At 67.4% G+C, this 18,989-nt stretch carries 18 protein-coding genes; 11 read left to right on the top strand and 7 right to left on the bottom strand.

Annotated elements, in window-relative coordinates:
- Nucleotides 1–18 precede the first annotated feature (18 nt).
- From H7V21_RS01790 to H7V21_RS01780, 3 genes are read left to right on the top strand one after another with little or no spacing between them, the layout of a single operon-like run.
- On the top strand, nt 19–1,173 hold the full coding sequence (locus tag H7V21_RS01790; protein WP_188054936.1) for a bifunctional 2-C-methyl-D-erythritol 4-phosphate cytidylyltransferase/2-C-methyl-D-erythritol 2,4-cyclodiphosphate synthase: 1,155 nt from the start codon (nt 19–21) through the stop codon (nt 1,171–1,173).
- Nucleotides 1,170–1,742, top strand: coding sequence for a hypothetical protein (locus H7V21_RS01785; protein ID WP_188054935.1), 573 nt, complete (start codon nt 1,170–1,172; stop codon nt 1,740–1,742). Before H7V21_RS01790 ends, H7V21_RS01785 begins: the two co-directional genes overlap by 4 nt.
- Nucleotides 1,743–1,748: 6 nt before the next feature.
- A complete protein-coding gene (locus H7V21_RS01780) occupies nt 1,749–2,297 on the top strand; it encodes a CinA family protein (RefSeq protein WP_188054934.1) in 549 nt (182 codons plus the stop codon).
- Here the strand turns inward: H7V21_RS01780 and H7V21_RS01775 are convergent.
- Together H7V21_RS01775 and lipA are read right to left on the bottom strand one after the other, a co-directional pair.
- A complete protein-coding gene (locus tag H7V21_RS01775) occupies nt 2,210–2,719 on the bottom strand; it encodes a type II toxin-antitoxin system RatA family toxin (RefSeq protein ID WP_188054933.1) in 510 nt (169 codons plus the stop codon). The genes H7V21_RS01780 and H7V21_RS01775 overlap by 88 nt on opposite strands.
- Nucleotides 2,720–3,658 (bottom strand): lipoyl synthase, encoded by a 939-nt coding sequence (gene lipA, locus H7V21_RS01770; RefSeq protein WP_188054932.1) that lies wholly within the window; start codon nt 3,656–3,658, stop codon nt 2,720–2,722.
- A gap of 160 nt (nt 3,659–3,818) precedes the next feature.
- On the opposite strand from lipA, the gene H7V21_RS01765 reads away from it, so the two are divergent.
- Nucleotides 3,819–4,448, top strand: a complete 630-nt coding sequence (locus H7V21_RS01765; RefSeq protein ID WP_188054931.1) for a carbonic anhydrase — start codon at nt 3,819–3,821, stop codon at nt 4,446–4,448.
- A 19-nt stretch (nt 4,449–4,467) separates the two neighbouring features.
- Here H7V21_RS01765 and aspS read toward each other — a convergent pair whose 3' ends face one another.
- Nucleotides 4,468–6,318 (bottom strand): aspartate--tRNA ligase, encoded by a 1,851-nt coding sequence (gene aspS / locus H7V21_RS01760; RefSeq protein ID WP_188054930.1) that lies wholly within the window; start codon nt 6,316–6,318, stop codon nt 4,468–4,470.
- Between the two features lie 180 nt (nt 6,319–6,498).
- On the opposite strand from aspS, the gene rnd reads away from it, so the two are divergent.
- Together rnd and H7V21_RS01750 are read left to right on the top strand one after the other, a co-directional pair.
- The gene (rnd, locus tag H7V21_RS01755; RefSeq protein WP_188054929.1) at nt 6,499–7,674 is read left to right on the top strand and encodes a ribonuclease D; all 1,176 of its coding nucleotides are present in this window, start codon (nt 6,499–6,501) and stop codon (nt 7,672–7,674) included.
- Complete coding sequence (locus H7V21_RS01750) at nt 7,671–7,964, top strand: I78 family peptidase inhibitor (protein WP_188054928.1); 294 nt, start codon at nt 7,671–7,673, stop codon at nt 7,962–7,964. The genes rnd and H7V21_RS01750 overlap by 4 nt, the downstream gene beginning before the upstream one ends.
- Before the next feature lie 159 nt (nt 7,965–8,123).
- On the opposite strand, the gene H7V21_RS01745 is transcribed toward H7V21_RS01750, so the two are convergent.
- The 4 genes from H7V21_RS01745 to H7V21_RS01730 are packed head-to-tail and all read right to left on the bottom strand — an operon-like array spanning nt 8,124 to nt 13,735.
- Entirely contained in the window at nt 8,124–9,641 is a 1,518-nt protein-coding gene (locus tag H7V21_RS01745) for a Ppx/GppA family phosphatase (protein ID WP_188054927.1), read from the bottom strand.
- Nucleotides 9,638–11,833, bottom strand: coding sequence for an RNA degradosome polyphosphate kinase (locus H7V21_RS01740; protein WP_188054926.1), 2,196 nt, complete (start codon nt 11,831–11,833; stop codon nt 9,638–9,640). Before H7V21_RS01740 ends, H7V21_RS01745 begins: the two co-directional genes overlap by 4 nt.
- 10 nt (nt 11,834–11,843) lie before the next feature.
- Nucleotides 11,844–12,467 carry a chromosomal replication initiator DnaA gene (locus H7V21_RS01735; protein ID WP_188054925.1) on the bottom strand — a complete coding sequence of 208 codons (624 nt, stop codon included), beginning with the start codon at nt 12,465–12,467 and terminating at the stop codon, nt 11,844–11,846.
- Nucleotides 12,464–13,735 carry a heavy-metal-associated domain-containing protein gene (locus H7V21_RS01730; protein WP_188054924.1) on the bottom strand — a complete coding sequence of 424 codons (1,272 nt, stop codon included), beginning with the start codon at nt 13,733–13,735 and terminating at the stop codon, nt 12,464–12,466. The genes H7V21_RS01735 and H7V21_RS01730 overlap by 4 nt, the downstream gene beginning before the upstream one ends.
- 63 nt (nt 13,736–13,798) lie before the next feature.
- On the opposite strand from H7V21_RS01730, the gene purM reads away from it, so the two are divergent.
- The 5 genes from purM (at nt 13,799) to H7V21_RS01705 (ending at nt 18,945) form a co-directional block, all read left to right on the top strand.
- Entirely contained in the window at nt 13,799–14,905 is a 1,107-nt protein-coding gene (gene purM / locus H7V21_RS01725) for a phosphoribosylformylglycinamidine cyclo-ligase (RefSeq protein WP_188054923.1), read from the top strand.
- Nucleotides 14,906–14,980: 75 nt separating this feature from the next.
- On the top strand, nt 14,981–15,502 hold the full coding sequence (gene purN, locus H7V21_RS01720) for a phosphoribosylglycinamide formyltransferase (RefSeq protein ID WP_262504118.1): 522 nt from the start codon (nt 14,981–14,983) through the stop codon (nt 15,500–15,502).
- A gap of 200 nt (nt 15,503–15,702) precedes the next feature.
- The gene (locus tag H7V21_RS01715) at nt 15,703–15,888 is read left to right on the top strand and encodes a hypothetical protein (RefSeq protein WP_188056604.1); all 186 of its coding nucleotides are present in this window, start codon (nt 15,703–15,705) and stop codon (nt 15,886–15,888) included.
- 58 nt (nt 15,889–15,946) lie between these two features.
- Nucleotides 15,947–16,642, top strand: coding sequence for an endonuclease/exonuclease/phosphatase family protein (locus tag H7V21_RS01710; RefSeq protein ID WP_188054921.1), 696 nt, complete (start codon nt 15,947–15,949; stop codon nt 16,640–16,642).
- Nucleotides 16,642–18,945 carry a patatin-like protein gene (locus H7V21_RS01705; protein WP_188054920.1) on the top strand — a complete coding sequence of 768 codons (2,304 nt, stop codon included), beginning with the start codon at nt 16,642–16,644 and terminating at the stop codon, nt 18,943–18,945. Before H7V21_RS01710 ends, H7V21_RS01705 begins: the two co-directional genes overlap by 1 nt.
- Nucleotides 18,946–18,989: the final 44 nt, after the last annotated feature.

The following is an 18,989-nucleotide window of genomic DNA, read 5'->3' as shown; positions in this document are numbered from 1 at the left end:
GCGCTACGGCGCGCCGCCATGAGCCGCACCGTCGCGCTGATCGTCGCCGCAGGACAGGGAACCCGCGCCGGCGGCACGATCCCCAAGCAATTCGCGCCACTCGCGGGCAAGCCGATGCTTGCCCACAGCCACGCCACGCTCGCCGCGCATCCGGCGATCGATTCGGTGCTGGTGGTGATCGGCCCCGGTCAGGAACAACTGCTTTCCGATACGCTTGGGGACGCCGCGTTCGTCATCGGCGGAACGACTCGTCGCGAATCGGTTCGCAACGGCCTGGAGGCGCTGGCGCGCGAGGGCGATGTGGCGCGCGTGCTCATCCACGACGCGGCGCGCCCGTTCCTGCCGCCGGCGGTCATCGATCGACTGTTGGCTGCCCTGAACAGAGTCGAGGGCGCCGTCCCTGCCCTGCCGGTCGCGGACACGCTTGTCCGCTACGACGATGCGATGGGCGAGACCGTTTCGCGCGATCGCCTGTACCGCGTTCAGACGCCGCAGGCGTTCGCGTTCGACGCCGCGCTTGCCGCGCACCGCAGCTGGCCGCAGGGTATCGATGCAACCGATGACGCGCAGATGGTGCGCGACAGCGGCCATGTAGTAACCGTGGTTCCCGGAGACCCCCTGTTGGAAAAAGTCACGCATGCCGAGGATTTCGCGTCCGCCGAGCGGCGGCATGGCAGCGCGATGATCTCGCGCAGCGCCGCCGGATATGATGTCCATCGCTTCGCCGAGGGCGAGGAGCTGTGGCTGGGCGGCATCCTGATCCCGCACGATCGCGGCCTCTCCGGCCATAGCGATGCCGATGTGGTGCTCCATGCGATTACCGACGCGCTGCTCGGGACGATCGCCGCCGGAGACATCGGCATGCATTTCCCGCCGAGCGATCCGCAGTGGCGCGGCGCCGCCTCCGGCCGGTTCCTGGAGCGTGCAGCAGAGCTGGTCACGGCGCGCGGCGGGATCATCGACTTCGTCGACTGCACCATCATCTGCGAGGCGCCAAAGATCGGACCGCACCGTGAGGCGATCCGCGCTGGCGTCGCGGGTCTGTTGCGGCTGCCGGTGGAGCGGATTAGCATCAAGGCCACCACGACCGAGCGGCTCGGATTCACCGGCCGCGGCGAGGGCATGGCGGCCCACGCCATCGCAACCATTAGATTGCCGGAGACAAGCCTGTGAAGCGCAAGGGAATTACTGCCGCGGTTGCGGCTTGGGCCGCTCTGGCCGCCACTTCGGCACATGCGCAGCAAGCGACGCAGGCACAGTGCCTCTCGCGTACGGATGTCGAATCGATCGCGCTCCTCCTGGCTCCTGCCGCCCTCTCGACCGCGCGGCAGACGTGCACGCCGGTGCTCGGGGAAACCTCCTTCCTCGCGACCCGCGGCGAAGCGATGGTGCAGCGCTATCGCGAGGCCGCGCAGCTCCGGACACCCGATGCGGTCCGCGCGATCCTGAGCATCGCCAACAAGGATGGCGAGACGATCCCCGCGCAATTCGCCAGCCAGCCGGAAATCCTCACGACGATGCTAGATGCGCTCGTCGCCCCGGCGCTCGCACAGGAAATCAAGCCCGAGGTGTGCGCCCCGCTCGATCGTGCGCTCCGCCTGCTCGAACCGCTTCCGGCCGAGAATCTCGCGGGCATCACCGTGATGCTGGCCGAACTCGGGCTGGCGCAGGCGAACCGCGACGGCGAGGAGGGCGACGGCAGTCCGCTGCCGTTCCGCATCTGTCCGGCGGCGGCAGGCTGACCGAGCATGGACGCACTGCTGCCTGAGCAACTGGTCGAAGCCGCGCGCCGCGTGCTCGAGGCGAACCGCGCGCGCGGCAGGCGGATCGCCGTCGCCGAAAGCTGCACCGGCGGGCTGGTCTCGGCGGCGCTGACCGAGCTTCCCGGTGCGTCCGACGTGTTCGAAGCGGGGTTCGTTACCTATTCGAACGACGCCAAGCTCGACATTCTGAAGGTCAGCCAGGACGTGCTCGAGACCTTCGGCGCGGTCTCGATCGCAGTCGCCTGGAGCATGGCGCAGGGCGCGCTCACGAAGAGCGAGGCCGATGTCGCGGTCGCGATCACGGGTATCGCGGGGCCCGGCGGGGGCAGCGAGAAGAAGCCGGTGGGAACCGTGGTGTTCGCGCGGGCCGAACGTGGCGCCGATCCGTCGCACGTGGTGGCCGACTCGCGCCACTTTGAAGACAACGGCCGCGGCGGCATCCGCCTTCAGGCGGCGTTGTGCGCGCTCGAGCTGCTGATGCCGGGCGATCCGCCGTCCGAGGAAGCGCCCCCCGAGGAAGCGCCCGCGCCATAGAGCTGCGCGGCGCGTTCCTCGAACGCATTGATCATCTTGCGCAACGCGCGATCGAACACTTGCCCCGCCAGCATCTCGAACACTCGGTTCTTGAACGCGAAATCGACGCAGAACTCGACTTCGCAGCCGCCCGTTCCGTTCGATCGGAACTGCCAGTCGTTATTGAGATATTTCAGCGGCCCGTCGACATAATCGACTCGAATATGGCTCGGCCGCTGCTTCTCCACCTTCGAGGTGAAGGTTTCGCGCAGGCCCTTGAAGCCGACGATCATGTCCGCGACCGTCGCCGTTTCGCTGTCGGAGCGGATGCGCATCGCCACCACCCAGGGCAGAAACTCGGGATAGCGGCGCACGTCCGCGACCAGATCGAACATCTGCTCCGGGCTGTACGGCAGGCTGCGGGTCTCGGTATGTTTGGGCATTCACTTCGCCGAACGGGAAAGCTTCGCTTCGCGCGCCGCGCGCATCCGCTCGAAATCGTCGCCGGCGTGATAGCTCGAGCGCGTAAGCGGGGAGGATGCGACCAGCAGGAAGCCCTTGGCCCGTGCCACGGCGGCATAGGCATCGAACGCCTGCGGCGTCACGAAATCCTCCACCTTGGCGTGTTTGGGAGTCGGCTGGAGATACTGGCCCATGGTCAGAAAATCGATGTCGGCCGAGCGCATGTCGTCCATCACCTGATGAACTTCGAGCCGCTGCTCGCCCAGCCCCAGCATGATGCCCGATTTGGTGAAGATCGACGGGTCGAGTTTCTTCACCGTCTCCAGCAGCCGCAGCGAGGCATAATAGCGCGCGCCGGGGCGGATCGTCGGATAGTTGCGCGGCACCGTCTCGAGATTGTGGTTGAACACATCGGGGCGCGCCTCGACGATCATCTCGATCGCCCGTTCGTGCTTGTTGCGGAAATCGGGCGTCAGGATCTCGATCGTCGTCTTCGGCGCCTGCTCGCGCAGTGCCCGGATCACCTTGACGAATTGCCCCGCCCCGCCGTCGGGCAGGTCGTCGCGATCGACCGAAGTGATCACGATATGCTCGAGCCCCATCTGCACCGCCACGTCGGCGACATGCTGGGGCTCCTTGGGGTCGACCATCCGCGGCATGCCGGTCTTCACGTTGCAGAAAGCACAGGCGCGCGTGCAGGTGTCGCCCAGGATCATCACGGTGGCGTGTTTCTTCGACCAGCACTCGCCGATGTTCGGGCACGCTGCTTCCTCGCACACGGTGGCGAGGTTCTTCGCGCGCATCAGCGCCTTGGTCTCCGCAAAGCCGACCGACGTCGGCGCCTTCACGCGGATCCAGTCGGGCTTGCGCTGACGCTCTGGGCGCTGAGTCGGCTGGGGCAGCGGGCTGTGCTCGTTCATGCGAAGCAGATAGCGAGCGCTGCGCCCGCTCACAACCTCGCGCCCACGTTGCGACCCTCATCCTTGCGGTCGCGCTTGTCGAACCGCTCCGCTTTCTTCTAACCCGCCAGGCGAAACAGAGCCGGCACCATCGCGAGCCGGTCAAGCGGAGGACAATCACGTGGCTTCATTCTCGGATCTCGTCGCCGGTTATCAGCGGTTCCGCGCGACTGCCTGGACCCGCGAACGCGCTCGCTGGGAAGAACTGGTCGGCGGCCAGAGCCCGAAGGTGATGGTCATCGCCTGCTCGGACAGCCGAGTCGATCCGGCGCAGATCTTCGACACCACTGCCGGCGAGATCTTCGTCGTCCGCAACGTCGCCAATCTGGTCCCGCCCTTCGAGCTGGACGGGAAGCGTCATGGCGTCTCCGCCGCGCTCGAATTCGCCGTCACCCAGCTTGAGGTGGAGGAGATCGTGATCCTCGGCCACGGCATGTGCGGCGGCGTGCATGCCGCGCTGACCCAGGTGTTCGACGGCAAGGCCCCTGGCGCGGGCGGCTTCATCGATCATTGGGTCGACCTGCTCGACGAAGCGCGCGAACGGGTGATCGCCGAACATGGCGAGGGCGAAGCCGCGGTGCGCGCGCTCGAACTCGAAACGGTGCGCGTCTCGATCGCGAATCTGCGCACCTTCCCCTGCATTCCCGAGCGCGAGGCGGCCGGAAAGCTCAAGATCCGCGGCGCCTATTTCGCGATCAGCGACGGCGTGCTCCACGTGATGGACGAGGCCGGGAACTTCGCCCCGGCCTGACCCCGCCCGTCCGGATGCGTCAGGGCTGCGGGGTGGTGCCCTCGGGCGCCACCAGCTCGGACGCGTCCTTCTTCGCCTTCTCCGCCGCCACCGAGGGCGCGAGCCGGATATGCAGTTCCTTGAGCTGCTTCTCGGAAACCTCGCTCGGCGCGCCCATCATCAGGTCCTCGGCACGCTGCGTCATCGGGAAGGCGATCACTTCGCGGATGTTCGGCTCGTCGGCGAGCAGCATCACGATGCGGTCGACGCCCGGCGCCGATCCGCCATGCGGCGGCGCGCCGAACTTGAACGCGTTGATCATGCCCGCGAAGTTCGTGTCGACGTCTTCCTTGGTATAGCCGGCGATCTCGAACGCCTTGTACATGATGTCCGGGCGGTGGTTCCGGATCGCTCCGGACGACAGCTCCACGCCGTTGCAGACGATGTCGTACTGCCAGGCCAGGATATCGAGCGGATCCTTGGTCTCCAGCGCTTCCAGCTCGCCCTGCGGCATCGAGAAGGGGTTGTGGCTGAAATCGACCTTCTTGGCGTCCTCGTCATATTCGAACATCGGGAAGTCGACGATCCAGCAGAATTCGAACCGGCTTTTGTCGATCAGCCCCAGCGTCTCCCCGACGCGCGTCCGCGCAAGGCCCGCGAGCTTCGCCGCCTGCGCTTCCTTGCCAGCGGCGAAGAAGATGCCGTCGTCGGGCCCCAGCCCGAGCTCATTCGCCAGCGCGTCCATCTTCTCCGGGCCGTGGTTCTTGGCGATCGGGCCGCCCCATTCGCCGCCCTTGCGCGTCGCATAGCCGAGCCCCGGAAAGCCTTCCGACTGCGCCCAGCTGTTCATATCGTCGAAGAATTTGCGGCTCTGCTCGGCGGTGCCCGGCGCGGGGATCGCGCGCACCACGTCGCCCGCCTCGACGATCGAGGCGAAGCGGCCGAAGCCCGACCCCTCGAAATGCTTCGACACGTCGGTGATGACGATCGGGTTGCGCAGGTCGGGCTTGTCGTTGCCGTATTTCAGCATCGATTCGCGATACGGGATGCGCTTGAACGGCAGCGGGCTGACGCTGCGACCCTTGCCCTCCCAGTCGGCAAACTCCTCGAACACGCCGTGCAGCACCGGCTCGATGGCGGCGAACACATCGTCCTGCGTCACATAGCTCATCTCGAAGTCGAGCTGATAGAATTCCCCGGGCGACCGGTCGGCGCGCGCATCCTCGTCGCGAAAACACGGTGCGATCTGAAAATATTTGTCGAAGCCGGCGACCATCAGCAGCTGCTTGAACATCTGCGGCGCCTGCGGCAGCGCGTAGAATTTGCCCGGATGGACGCGGCTGGGGACGAGATAGTCGCGCGCGCCTTCGGGGCTCGACGCGGTCAGGATCGGCGTCTGGAATTCGGTGAAGCCCTGCTCGATCATCCGACGGCGCAGGCTGGAGATCACGTTCGAACGCAGGACGATGTTCTTGTGCACCTTCTCGCGCCGCAGATCGAGGTAGCGATAGCGCAGCCGGATATCCTCGGGATATTCGCTGTCGCCGAACACCGGCAGCGGCAGCTCCTGCGCCTGGCTCTGCACCGTCGCGTCCAGCGCACGCACTTCGATCTGCCCCGTCGGCAGGTTCGGGTTCACTGCCTCGGCGGCACGCCCGACGACCTTTCCGGTGATCGTCACCACCGATTCGCTGCGCAGCGATTCGATCACCGCAAATGCAGGGCCATCGACTTCGGTGACGATCTGCGTAACGCCATAATGGTCGCGCAGGTCGATGAACACGAGGTCGCCATGGTCGCGCTTGCGATGAACCCAGCCCGAAAGGCGGACCTCCTGCCCGACGGCGTCGGCGGTGAGCTGGCCGCAAGTGTGCGTGCGATACGGGTGCATGACGTCTCTCGTTGATAAGCCGTCGTTCCGGCGAATGCCGGGATCTCGTGCCGCAAGCGCGCGCTTGGGAGGCAAAGAGACTCCGGCCGCTGCCGGAAATGACGGGTGAAAACCGTGGCCGCGCGAATCCCCGCAGCACGGCCCTTTGTCAAGCCGCACGCACCGGTCTAAAGGGCCGTGATGCACATACACGGCCTGATCGAGGACTCCGCCGCCCTCGCGAACCTTTGCTCCCGCTTCGCCACCAAGCCCTATCTCTGCGTGGACACCGAGTTCATGCGCGAGAACAGCTACTGGCCCGAGCTCTGCCTGATCCAGATCGCCGACGACGAGGAGGCCGCCGCGGTCGACCCGCTGGCGCCGGGGATCGATCTCACCCCGCTGCTCGACCTGCTGACGAAGAACGAGGACGTCCTCAAGATCTTCCATGCCGGCGGCCAGGACGTCGAGATCGTCTATAATCTCACCGGCACGACCCCGCATCCGATGTTCGACACCCAGATCGCGGCGATGGCGCTCGGCCAGGGCGAACAGATCGGCTATTCGAATCTGGTCGACACCTATCTCGGCATCTCGGTCGACAAGGGCGCCCGTTTCACCGACTGGAGCCGCCGCCCGCTCGACAAGCGCCAGATCGACTATGCGATCGCCGACGTGACTCACCTCAGCCGCATCTTTCCCAAGATGCTCGAAAAGCTCCGCAAGTCCGGCCGCGGCGCCTGGCTGGACGAGGAGATGGAGCGGATCGCCAATCCCGAAAACTATCGCAATGACCCCGATCTCGCCTGGCAGCGCGTGCGCATCGCCAGTCGCAAGGCCGATGTGCTCGGCCGGCTGAAGGCGCTCGCGCGCTGGCGCGAGCTCGAGGCGCAAGGCAAGGATCTTCCGCGCGGCCGTATCGTGAAGGACGAGACGCTCGCCGATCTCGCCGGCAATCCGCCGAAGAAGCAGGCGGATCTCGCGCGCGTGCGCGGCCTTTCCGCCGCATGGGCCTCGAACGATATCGGCGGGCGGCTGATGGCGTCGCTCGCCGAAGCCCAGCCGCTCGGCAAGGACGAGCTGCCGACGCGCGACGAGCGCAAGCCTTCGCTCGGCAAGGATGGCGCCCTCGTCGCCGATCTCCTCAAGCTGCTGCTCAAGATTCGTGCGCGCGACATCAACGTCGCCGCGCGGCTGCTCGCCCGATCGGACGATCTCGAGGCGCTCGCCGCGGGCCAGCGGGATCGATTGGCGATCCTCGAGGGTTGGCGCTACGAACAGTTCGGACGCGATGCGCTGGCGCTGGTCGAAGGTCAGCTCGGGTTCACCGTCCGCAACGGCAAGCTCAAGATGACTCGAACCGAGGAGACGTCATGATCCGCCTCACACTTTCGGCCGCCGCGGTCACCCTTGCCGCCTGCACGATGCAGGACGGTGGCGAGCCCGCCCCCACTCCGCCGGCGAACGGCAGCTGCGACGCCGCGCCGGCGCAGACGTTCATCGGCCAGCGTGCGGAAGCGACCCGGCAGGAAGCGCGGCGAGTCGCCGGTGCCGAAATGGTACGCGTCTATGAGCAGGGTCAGCCGATCACGATGGATTACCGCGAAGACCGGCTGAATCTCGTCACCAACGGTCAGGGCATCATCATCGAAGTGACCTGCGGCTGAGCCGCACGCATTTCGCTTCGCAGCGCCGGTGGCTGTACGCATTTCGCCTGCGAGGCCTGCGAGGAGTTCGGCTATTCCCGCTCGGTGCCCGGTCGAATCGATCTGCAGCCGAATCGTTCGTTCATTCTGCGCTCGGCGACCTGCTCGAACTGACGTGCGTCACGCCGCCACCACGGCGTCCGCCGCCATGCGGTTGGCGAGCGCGCGGTGGCGGCGCTCGACCGCCTCGCCATAAAGCGCCTCGTCGCCGGCGCGGATCGTCAGCCGCACTGCGCCCGGTGCGGCATCCAGCCGGGTGCGGTGAAGCGGCGCGGCCACGCCGCCGCTCAGCCGCTGTCCAAGACGGATCGCGAGGCCCCAAAGCTGGGCCCGCTCCAGCTCGGCGGCATCGGCGAGCTGGTTCAGCGGCTCGGGCGTTTCCGTGCCGCCGCCATAGGCCGTGAACAGCGCCTGCGCGAGAATCGCGCGCCCGCGCGCGTCGATCGCCACCCAATTGCCGTGCAGCGCCGTTTCCATGCCGCGCTCGGCGCGGAACTGCGGATTGGCCCGCCAGCCCACATCGCCGAGCAGGCAGGCCGCATGGCGCAGCCGCTGCATCTCGGCAGGTTCGGCTTCGAACAGCGGCGCGATCCACGCGTCCAGCAAATCGCCATGTTCGGGAAAGCGGCCGAGCCGGGCACCTTCCTCGCGCGCGACGGTGATCAGCGGATCCTGCTGCCGTTCCTCGATCGAGAGCCGCGCGAACGCCAGCCCCTCGCGCAGTCCGAACGCGGAAACGACGGTTTCGGTCGATCCCAGTGCCTTGAGCACGCTCCCCAGCACCGCCGCGGCATCGCCGAGCGTCGGGATGCGCCCGCTCGAAAGCCCCGGCACGGTGCGCAGCTTGCCCTTCGAAATATGGCTCAGCGTTCGCCCCAGGCGCGCCACCTGCTCGGCCGACATAGCATATTGGTGGATCACCGGCAGCGGAAAGCCGGAAAGATGCATGTCGAGACGCGCCAGCGCGCGCCACGATCCGCCGACCAGATAGAAAGGCAGACCCGCGCCGCGGCCGAGCCACCCGGCCTCGTGCAACAGCGCGGAAACCTTGCGTTCGAGCGCCGCCTTTCCCTTCTCGCGGAACGGCGCCACGCGCAGCACACCCAGCGGGAACGATGCGCGATCGGTCACGGTGCCCGCCACCACGCGCACGAGCTCGAGACTGCCCCCGCCCAGGTCGCCGACGATCCCGTCGGCGTCCGGGATGCCCGAGAGTACCCCCATCCCCGCGCCCATCGCCTCGTCCATTCCCGAAAGCAGCTCGACCTCGAGCCCGAGCGACTTCGCCGTGGCGATCAGCACGTCGCCGTTCGATGCCTCGCGCACGGCGGCGGTCGCCACGGTACGCAGGCTGGTGACCTGCATCTCGCGCGTCAGCATGGCGAACCGCGACAGCGCGGCGCGCGCGGTGGAAAGCGCCGCTTCGTCGATTGCGCCGGTGGCGCCGAGCGACCGGCCGAGCCCGGCCATGACTTTCTCGTTGAACAGCACCGAGGGCAGCCGGCTGGGGCCTTGATAGACGACGAGGCGGATCGAATTCGATCCGATGTCGATAATCGCCGCGCGCTCGGGCGGCGCCGCGGCCGCTTCGGTGCGCGCCCTGCGGAACAGCAGGCTGGAGACTACGCCGTCGCTCATTCGGCGGCGTCGCGGTCGCGCGTCGGGGTACGGCGGCGGCGGATGGTGAGCTTGGGCACGGCGTCGCCGCCTGCCTCCAGCGCCGCACCGCGGCCCGAAAGCGAGGGATTGGTCATGAAATAGCGGTGCAGGTTGAACGGCTTGGAAGTGCCGGGATGGACGCGCTGATAGCTTCCATCGGGCTCGAGTTCCCAGCTCTGTTCATTGTCGAGCAGGTTGGCGACCATCACCTGGTCGAGGATCTGGTCGTGCACCGTCTTGTTGCGGATCGGCAGCATGAATTCGACTCGCCGGTCGAGGTTGCGCGGCATCCAGTCGGCCGAGGAGATATAGACCTTGGCCGCGTCGCTCGGCAGCGCCTTGCCGTTGGCAAAGGCCCAGATGCGGCTGTGCTCGAGAAACCGGCCGACGATCGACTTGACACGGATATTCTCCGACATCCCCTCGATGCCGGGGCGCAGGCAACAGATGCCGCGGATCACCAGATCGATCTGCACGCCCGCGCCGCTCGCTTCGTACAACTTCTCGATGATGCCCGGATCGACGAGCGAATTCATCTTGGCCCAGAGGCCCGCGGGCTTGCCCGCGCGGGCGTTCGCGATTTCGCCATCGATGCACGCGACGATTTCCTGGCGCAGATCGCGCGGGCTGAGCGTCAGCAGCTCCAGCCCCTCGGGCTGCACATAGCCGGTGATATAGTTGAATACCTGCGCCGCATCCCGGCCGACCGCAGGATCGGCGGTAAAGAAGCTTAGATCGGTATAGATGCGTGCGGTTATCGGGTGATAGTTCCCGGTCCCGAAGTGGCAGTAGGTGCGATAGCCCGAGCCTTCGCGGCGCACCACCATCGAGATTTTGGCGTGCGTCTTCCAGTCGATGAAGCCGTACACCACCTGCACGCCGGCGCGTTCGAGCGCCGCGGCCCAGAGCAGATTCTGCTCCTCGTCGAATCGCGCCTTCAGCTCCACGATCGCAGTCACCGACTTGCCGGCCTCGGCAGCGGCGATCAGCGCGTTGATCACTGCCGACTGCTTGCCCGCGCGATAGAGCGTCTGCTTGATCGCGACCACGTCCGGGTCCGCCGCCGCCTGCTTCAGGAAGGAGAGGACGACGTCGAACGTCTCATAGGGGTGGTGGACGACGATGTCCTTTGCCTTGATCGCTGCGAAGCAATCGCCTCCATATTCGCGGATGCGCTCGGGAAAGCGCGGCGAATAGGGCGTGAACTTGAGGTCGGGCCGATCCTCGTCGACCAGCATCGACAGGTCGCCGATGCCCAGAAAACCGCCTTTCTCGGTGAGGATCGCCTCGCTGCCGCCAAGCTCTTCCTTGAGGGCCGCTTCCAGCGCAGGCGGAATCCCCGTCTCCATCTCGAGCCGGATCACGCGCCCGCGCCGCCGCCGCTTGATTGCGCTGCGGAAATACAGGACCAGATCCTCGGCCTCTTCCTCGATTTCGATGTCGCTGTCGCGCAGCACGCGGAAGGCCGAGCTTTCGAGGATGTCGTAGCCGGGAAAGAGCAGGCCCGAGAAGCGCTTGAGCAGCGTCTCGACCGTCACATAGCGCGCGGTATCGCCGGGGATGCGCACGAATCGCGGCGTCGTCGCCGGCAGCAGCACCAGTTCGCGCACCGGCGTCCTGTCGCTCTTGCGGACGAGATCGAAGATCACGCTCGATCCCTTGTTGGGGATGAACGGAAAGGGATGCGCTGTATCGAGCGCCTGCGGTGTCAGGATCGGGAAGATCTGCTCGCGGAAGTGCGCCTCGAGCCAGCGGCCCACTTCGCCTTCGATGTCCCCCTCGTCGAGGACGATGATTCCCACCGATGCCAGGTCGCCGCGCAGATCGGCCCATACGCGCTGCTGGTTGTCGACCAGCTCGCCGGCTTCGGCGACGATCGCGGAAAGCTGCTGCCCGGGAGTGAGGCCGTCCGCCGAACGCTGCTCGACGTCCTGGAGCTGCTGGCCCTTCAGTCCGGCGACTCGCACCATGAAGAACTCGTCGAGGTTCGAACCCGAGATCGAGAGGAACCGCAGCCGTTCGAGCAGCGGATGCGCGCCGTTGCACGCCTCCTCCATCACGCGCCCGTTAAACGCCAGCCAGCTGAGCTCGCGATTGAAATAGCGGCTCGAACCCGATCCCGCCACGAACGGATCATCGTCTTCGAAACGGGTCGCTGCAGGTCGGTTCATTCGATCATTCTCACTGGGTCGAAGGCGGTTCGAAGAGAAGGCCGGCGCTTTCCAGGGTGGCGCGCGCTCCCTGGATCGACAAGCGCCGGTTTTGCAATCGCGGCGCTTCGGCTTCAAGCGCCTCGCCAACGCGCGCCAGCGCCAGATGGCTCCGTTCGATCCGCGCGAGCAGCCATGCGATCACCTCCGGCCGAGTCACCAGCGCCAGCCGATCGAGCGTGCGTTCCAGCAACAGCCGCATCAGCATGTCGTCGGGCGGATCGATCCGCAGCACCGGCGAGGCGGCGAGCCGCGAGCGCAGGTCCGGCAGCGCCACTTCCCAGGCGGGTGGCGGTGCGTCCGCCACGATCAGCAAGGGGCTGCGCGTGATCTGCGCCTCGTTCCATGCGTGGAACAGCGCCTCCTCGGATGCGCTTTCGGCATTGTCGATCGCAGTGCCGCCGGTGCGCTCGACGAAGATCCGCGCGAGCAGACTGCGGCCCGATTTCGGCGGCCCCACCAGCAGCGCCGCCATCACCGGCCACATCCCCCAGCGATCGAGCTGATGGGCGGCGCGGGCGTTCGATTCGGTGACGAGGAACTCCACATCGCGCGCATCGGCAGGCACGCCGAGCGGCAGGTGCAGCTGGCTCATTCGGCCGGATCGCCCTCCGGCGCGGACGGCGGAGGCGGAGGCGGCGTGCTCGTGCCGCCGCGGCGAATGCGCAGCACGCCGGCGCCCTCCTGCACGCTCCAGCCGCGCGCCTCGAGCGCCGAGCGCAGGCTGGCGATACTGCCCTCATAGCTCACGCGGAGTACCGAAATTCCGCCCAGCGCCACGCTCGTCGTGCTCGCCGAACGCACCCCGGGAATCCCGCGCACCGCCGATTCGGATGCGGTAACCGCCTGTGCGCTGGGCGTATCGACCTGCACCGAATAGGTCGCAGCCGCGGGCGCCGTCGGCGTGGTGACGGGCATTTCGGCTGCGCTGGCCTCGGCCTCGTCGCTCTCTTCGGCCTCAGGCTCCTCGGTCTCTTCGGGCGGGCGGAAAGCAAGCAGCGCGTCCGTCTCGAGGACGCCGGAGGCGAGTGCGTTCTGATAGGCGCGGTCGATCCGTTCGATACCCGCGTCGAGCAAGGCGCCCAATGCATCGCCGCTGTTCACGCGCAGCGCGAAACGCGCGATCTGCTGCCGGTCGGGGCCGTGGCTCGCGGTGAAGATCCCGGTGATCGGCCCGCCCGGATAGCTGCGGATGAGCTGCACTTCGGGAATGAGCACGTCCTCCGCGCCATAGCTGTCGAGCACTTCGCGCCACCAGCCGCGCCCGCGCCGCCCCGTCTGGCCGGCGTTCATCAGCAGCGGGTCGGCGCCGGTGCCGCGCGGACGGACATAGTCGATCGAGCTGTTGCCGGTGCGAAACCGCGCCCAGGCCTCCTGCCAGGGCGTTGTCCGCTCGAAGACCCGCCCGACGCCGCCGGACCATTGGACCGGAACGACGAGCATCGGCGGCGAGCGGCGGACCTGACCCGATACGCCAAGGATGCGCCCGGCCCGGCCGCGATCGAACAGCACGCCCAGCCGCGCGACATAACGCTCGGGCCCGATCTGCTCGTTCTCGATCACGATTCCCGTGACGACTCCGTTCAGCGCCGAATCGGAGAGGTTGGCGGTGCGGCCCGCCAGCCGCTGCGCCAGCATGCGCCAGCCGAGCCGCTGCGCCAGCCGCCAGCCCGCTTCGCGCGCCGACTCGGCATCCTCGCCGCGCACGTCGACATCGATCCCGCTCACTTCGAAGCTGCCCGAACTGTCGATCGGAGCGGCGCCGCGATCGCCTTCGATCTGGGCATAGACCATCCCGCCGGCGCCCAGCAGGGCGGCCGCGAGGCCAAGGCGAACGGTGCGGGAAAAACGGCGCGCTGACATGTCGCCGCCCTTTTGGCGAAGCGGGCGTGGAAATCCAAGCGCGTTGTGGCTAGGCGCTTGGCCATGACCGATCCGAAACCGGGCGAAGGCCCTTACACCTATGCCGACGCCGGCGTCTCGATCGCCGCAGGCAACGCGCTCGTCCGCGCCATCGCTCCGCTTGCGCGGGCGACGCGCAGGCCCGGTGCCGACGCCGATCTGGGCGGTTTCGGCGGACTGTTCGATCTCAGGGCGGCGGGCTTCACCGATCCGCTGCTGGTCGCCGCCAACGACGGGGTCGGAACCAAGCTCAAGCTGGCGATCGAGCACGACCGCCACGACGGCGTCGGCATCGATCTCGTCGCAATGTGCGCCAATGATCTGATCGTCCAGGGCGCCGAGCCGCTCTTCTTCCTCGACTATTACGCCAGCGGCAGGCTCGACTCCGCAGTGGCCGAGCGGGTGATCGCCGGTATCGCCGAAGGCTGCCGTCAGGCGGGCTGCGCGCTGATCGGCGGCGAAACCGCGGAAATGCCCGGCATGTATGCCGATGGAGACTATGATCTCGCCGGCTTCTGCGTCGGCGCGGTCGAACGCGATCGGCTGCTCGACGGCGGCAAGGTTGCTTCCGGCGACGTGCTCCTCGGGCTCGCCTCCACCGGGGTCCATTCGAACGGTTATTCGCTGGTCCGCCGGCTCGCCGCGGATCGGGGGTGGAAGCTCGATCGCCCGGCGCTGTTCGATGCCGATACGCTCCTGATCGACGCGCTGATGAAGCCGACGCGCATCTACGTCCGGAGCCTGCTGCCGCAGCTCCGCGCCGGCCGCATCCATGGCCTTGCCCACATCACCGGCGGCGGCCTGCTCGAGAATATCCCTCGCGTGCTGCCCGAGGGGTGTCACGCGCATGTCGACGCCGATGCCTGGCCGCAGTCGCGGCTGATGGGGTTTCTCCAGGCGCAGGGGAATATCGAGCCAGAGGAGATGGCGCGAACCTTCAACTGCGGGATCGGCATGGTCGCCATTGTCGCGCCGGACGACGCTGATGCGGTCGCTGGAGCGCTCACCGACGCCGGAGAAACCGTTCACCGGATCGGTACGGTGACCGAGGGCGCGCGCGGCTGCACCGTCGCGGGAAGCGCCGGAAGCTGGAGCGCGCGGGCCGACTGGAGCGCCACGCATGCGGCCTGAAGCCTGCTTCGCCAGCCGCGGGCGCTCGACGTGAAACGCAAGCTCGGCATCCTGATCTCGGGCCGGGGCTCGAACATGGCCGCACTGGTCGAGGCCGCGCGCGAGCGCGATTGCCCCTATGAGGTCGTGCTGGTCGCCAGTGATCGTCCGGAGGCGCCGGGCCTCGCCTGGGCGGCCGAGCGGGGCGTCGCCACATTCGCCCAGTCGCCGAAGGGCATTCCCAAGTCCGACTATGAAGTGAAGATCGAGGCGGCGCTGCGCGATGCCGGCGTCGAGGCGATCGCACTCGCCGGCTATATGCGCCTCCTCAGCGATGCCTTCGTCGCGCGATGGCGCGGGCGGATCGTCAACATCCACCCCTCGCTGCTGCCGAAGTACAAGGGGCTCGATACCCACGCCCGCGCCCTCGCTGCGAAAGATTCGGAGGCGGGCTGCTCGGTCCACCTCGTTACCGAGGAACTCGACGGCGGCGAAGTGCTTGGCCAGGCGCGCGTTCCCATACTCCCCGGCGACACGCACGAAAGCCTCGCCGCCCGCGTGCTCGTCGAGGAACATCGCCTCTATCCCCGTGTTGTCGCCGAGTGGCTGAGCTCCTGACCTTGCTCGATGAACGTGCCCACGCCTTCGCGCCGGCCGAGGCAGGGGATCGCTGAAACCCCTCGATCTGACGAGCATGACGAGACTTTCTGCAACTCGCGTCCCCGCCCGTGCGTTGTTCCGGGTTCCTGCTTGGCGGCCCGGAGAGCGCGTGATCGAGCGCTCCGTCCGATCCGCGAGCGTCGCGAAAGAGACAGCCGGTGAACACCAACTCCTCCCCGCCGCAGCCGCAGCGACGCGGCGGCACCGCAACTGCAGAACAGGGCCAGGTGATGCTCGATGGTCCCGACGGAGTGGCGATCGCCATGACGCCCGACGCAGCCGAGATGACCGCCGCGAGCCTGAGTGCGGCGGCGAAAGCGGCGCGGCGTCAGAGCGACGACTGAGCGCTCCATGCGCGAAACGCTTGCTCCCGGGGGGTGCCCGCCGCGATAAGGGCGCCCGATGATCAAGGTCGCCAGCTACAATATCCGCAAGTCGATCGGCACCGATCGCCGGCGCCGGCCCGACCGCACGCTCCATGTGCTGCGCGAGATCGACGCCGACGTGATCGCGCTGCAGGAGGCGGACCGGCGGTTCGGCACGCGCGCTGCCGTGCTCACCCCGCATCTGCTTTCCGAGCATAGCCCCTGGAAGCCGGTTTCCTTCGGCATCCGCCAGACCAGCATCGGCTGGCACGGCAATGCGATTCTCGTCCGCAAGGAAGCTCAGATCCTCGATTGCGAGGCCATTCACTTGCCGGCGCTCGAACCGCGCGGCGCGGTGGTCGCGGACGTTCGGATCGGCGGCACGGCGCTGCGGGTCGTCGGCATGCATCTCGATCTGTCGGGGCTCTGGCGGCGGCGCCAGGCGAACGCCATCCTCGCGCATCTCGCTTCCAGCAGTCGGCAATATCCCACGATCCTGATGGGCGACCTCAACGAATGGAGCCGCGGCTCCGGCTGCCTGCGCGACTTCGGCCGCGATTTCAGCATTGCCGACACCGGGCGCAGCTTTCATGCGCATCGGCCGGTGGCGCGGCTCGACCGCATCATCGTGTCGCCGGACCTGCGGATCACCGAAACCGGAGTGCACGAAAGCGTGACCGCCCGCATCGCTTCCGATCATCTGCCTGTCTGGGCCGAGCTCGCGCGCTCCTGATGGTTCAGATTCGCGACAAGGAACTGCGGCTCGCGCTGGTGTGCTATGGCGGCATCAGCCTCGCCGTCTACATGCACGGCATCACCAAGGAGATTTGGCGAGTCGCCCGCGCCAGTCGCGCCGCGCGTGACGGCGATCCCGCCGCGCTCGGCAGCCAGGGCGTCTATCGCGCGCTGCTGCACGAGATCCAGGAGCTCACCGGTGTTCGCCTGCGCGTGCTGGTGGATATCCTGTCCGGCGCCTCGGCGGGCGGGATCAATGCCATCTATCTGGGCCAGGCGATCACCACCGGCCAGTCGCTGGAACCGCTCACCGACCTCTGGCTCGACTATGCCGATGTCGAAAAGCTGATCGATCCCGATCATGCGCCATCGAGCCGATTCTCGAAATTCTGGGCCGCACCGATCGCCTGGATGGCGATGGGGCGCAGCAACACGATCGAGCAGGAAGTCGACGCCGGCTCGCGCGACGAATTTCGCCGCAAGCTCGAGCATTTCGTCCGTTCGCGCTGGTTCGAGCCTCCCTTCGGAGGGCCGCAGCTCCTCAACATGCTGCTCGACGCGTTCGAGACCATGGGCAAGGCGCCGGCCGGCAAGCGGCTGCTGCCCGACGGCCAGCCGCTCGACCTGTTCGTCACCGTCACCGATTTTCGCGGCCATCCCGAGCGGCTGCGGCTCAACTCGCCGCCCGAGGTGACCGAGACCGAGCACCGGCTGGTCTTTTCCTTCACCGATCACGGCGAAGCCTCGATCCCGCTCGGCGATCCGATCGAACTTGCCTTCGCCGCGCGCGCGACGTCGAGCTTTCCCGGGGCGTTTCCGCCGGTCCGCGTGAGCGAAATCGACAAGGTGGTCGCCGAGCGCGAGCTCGCCTGGCCGAACCGCGACGCGTTTCTCGAACACGTCCTGCCCCGGCAGTGGCTGGCGAACGGGGCGGAACAGGCGGTGTTGATCGACGGATCGGTGCTCGCCAATGCGCCGTTCCGCCCCGCGATCGATGCGCTGCGCGAGCGTCCGGCACGGCGACAGGTCGACCGGCGCTTCGTCTATATCGATCCGACACCCGATCTGCGCTGGGATTTCTACGGATCGCCGAGCGAAAACCCCGGATTCTTCCAGACGTTGCTCGGCGCCCTTTCGGAGCTACCGCGCGAGCAGCCGATCCGCGACAATCTCGAGTCGATCGCCGAGCGGTCGGACCGGATCGAGCGGATGCTCGCGATCGTCACGCGCATCCGCGCCGAAGTGGAGGCGCAGGTCGAGGCGCTGTTCGGCTATACGCTGTGGCTCGACTATCCCACGCCCAAACGGCTTGCGGCATGGCGTCGCCGCGCCCAGGTCGCCGCGGCGGCGCGCGCTGGATACGGCCATACCGCCTATGGCCTGCTCAAGGTCGATGCAGTGATCGACCGGACGGCGCAGCTTCTGCATGGGATCGGCGATCAGCCGGGGCCGGATCGACGCCTCGACATCCGCGACGCGATCGCGCGCACCGTCCGCGCGCGCGGAATCGACGAGTTCGGCGCCGCGCTGCCCAACGGGGCCAGTCCGGAGACGCTTGTGTTCCTGCGTGCGCATGATCTCGGCTTCCGCGTTCGCCGCCTGCGCCTGCTCGCGCGGCGGCTCACCGAAATCGACGCCGAACACGAGAAGGAAGAACTCTCGCAAATGCGCGAGGCGGTGTACGAATCGCTCGCCGCCTATCTCGAATGCCGGCGTTCGGACCATTTCTCGGAGCTGCGCGAAGCAGTGCGCGAACTTGGCCCTGCCGACGACGCCGGTCCGATCCTCGATCGGCTCGGCGCGCTGATGAACCTCGACCGCCTCGACGACGAAACCGATGCGCGGCTCTCGGAAGGATTCAGCCGTCTCTCGCGCGACCTGCGCCGCCCGATCCTGCTTGCGCATCTCGGCTTTCCCTTCTTCGACATTGCGACACTGCCGCTGCTGCGCGGCGAAGGCCTCGACGAATTCGATCCGATCCGAGTCGACCGCATCTCGCCCAACGATGCGACGGCGATCCGGTCGGGAACTCAGGCGACGCTCAAGGGGATCCAGCTCGGCACCTTCGGCGCCTTCTTCAGCCGCGCCTATCGCGAGAACGACTATCTCTGGGGGCGCCTCCACGGGGCCGACCGGCTGGTCGACATCATGCTTTCGACGCTGCCCGCCACGACTCCCTTTCCCGAGCATCGCATCGGCGAAGTGAAGCGCGCGCTCTTCCTCGCGATCCTCAACGAAGAGGAGCCTCGGCTGAAGGCGATCCCGGAGCTGTTCGCCCAGCTTCGCGCCGAAATCGGCTGAGGCTGGCAATGCGCCGCGCGCACGCCTAGGATCACGCCCGCGTC

This window comes from Sphingosinithalassobacter sp. CS137 (genome assembly GCF_014334115.1).
In the GTDB taxonomy this organism is placed as follows: Bacteria; Pseudomonadota; Alphaproteobacteria; order Sphingomonadales; family Sphingomonadaceae; genus Sphingomonas.
The sequence above is the reverse complement of the archived record's forward strand: the minus strand, read 5'-3'. Positions and strand labels throughout refer to the sequence as shown.

Excerpts from the sequence above, each read along its gene's own strand:
- H7V21_RS01710 (WP_188054921.1), top strand. The coding sequence starts at position 15,947 with ATGATCAAGGTCGCCAGCTACAATATCCGCAAGTCGATCGGCACCGAT.
- aspS (WP_188054930.1), bottom strand. The coding sequence starts at position 6,318 with ATGCACCCGTATCGCACGCACACTTGCGGCCAGCTCACCGCCGACGCC.
- H7V21_RS01775 (WP_188054933.1), bottom strand. The coding sequence starts at position 2,719 with ATGCCCAAACATACCGAGACCCGCAGCCTGCCGTACAGCCCGGAGCAG.
- H7V21_RS01750 (WP_188054928.1), top strand. The coding sequence starts at position 7,671 with ATGATCCGCCTCACACTTTCGGCCGCCGCGGTCACCCTTGCCGCCTGC.
- H7V21_RS01780 (WP_188054934.1), top strand. The coding sequence starts at position 1,749 with ATGGACGCACTGCTGCCTGAGCAACTGGTCGAAGCCGCGCGCCGCGTG.
- rnd (WP_188054929.1), top strand. The coding sequence starts at position 6,499 with ATGCACATACACGGCCTGATCGAGGACTCCGCCGCCCTCGCGAACCTT.
- H7V21_RS01735 (WP_188054925.1), bottom strand. The coding sequence starts at position 12,467 with ATGAGCCAGCTGCACCTGCCGCTCGGCGTGCCTGCCGATGCGCGCGAT.
- H7V21_RS01745 (WP_188054927.1), bottom strand. The coding sequence starts at position 9,641 with ATGAGCGACGGCGTAGTCTCCAGCCTGCTGTTCCGCAGGGCGCGCACC.
- purM (WP_188054923.1), top strand. The coding sequence starts at position 13,799 with ATGACCGATCCGAAACCGGGCGAAGGCCCTTACACCTATGCCGACGCC.
- lipA (WP_188054932.1), bottom strand. The coding sequence starts at position 3,658 with ATGAACGAGCACAGCCCGCTGCCCCAGCCGACTCAGCGCCCAGAGCGT.
- H7V21_RS01730 (WP_188054924.1), bottom strand. The coding sequence starts at position 13,735 with ATGTCAGCGCGCCGTTTTTCCCGCACCGTTCGCCTTGGCCTCGCGGCC.
- purN (WP_262504118.1), top strand. The coding sequence starts at position 14,981 with ATGGCCGCACTGGTCGAGGCCGCGCGCGAGCGCGATTGCCCCTATGAG.
- H7V21_RS01705 (WP_188054920.1), top strand. The coding sequence starts at position 16,642 with ATGGTTCAGATTCGCGACAAGGAACTGCGGCTCGCGCTGGTGTGCTAT.
- H7V21_RS01740 (WP_188054926.1), bottom strand. The coding sequence starts at position 11,833 with ATGAACCGACCTGCAGCGACCCGTTTCGAAGACGATGATCCGTTCGTG.
- H7V21_RS01790 (WP_188054936.1), top strand. The coding sequence starts at position 19 with ATGAGCCGCACCGTCGCGCTGATCGTCGCCGCAGGACAGGGAACCCGC.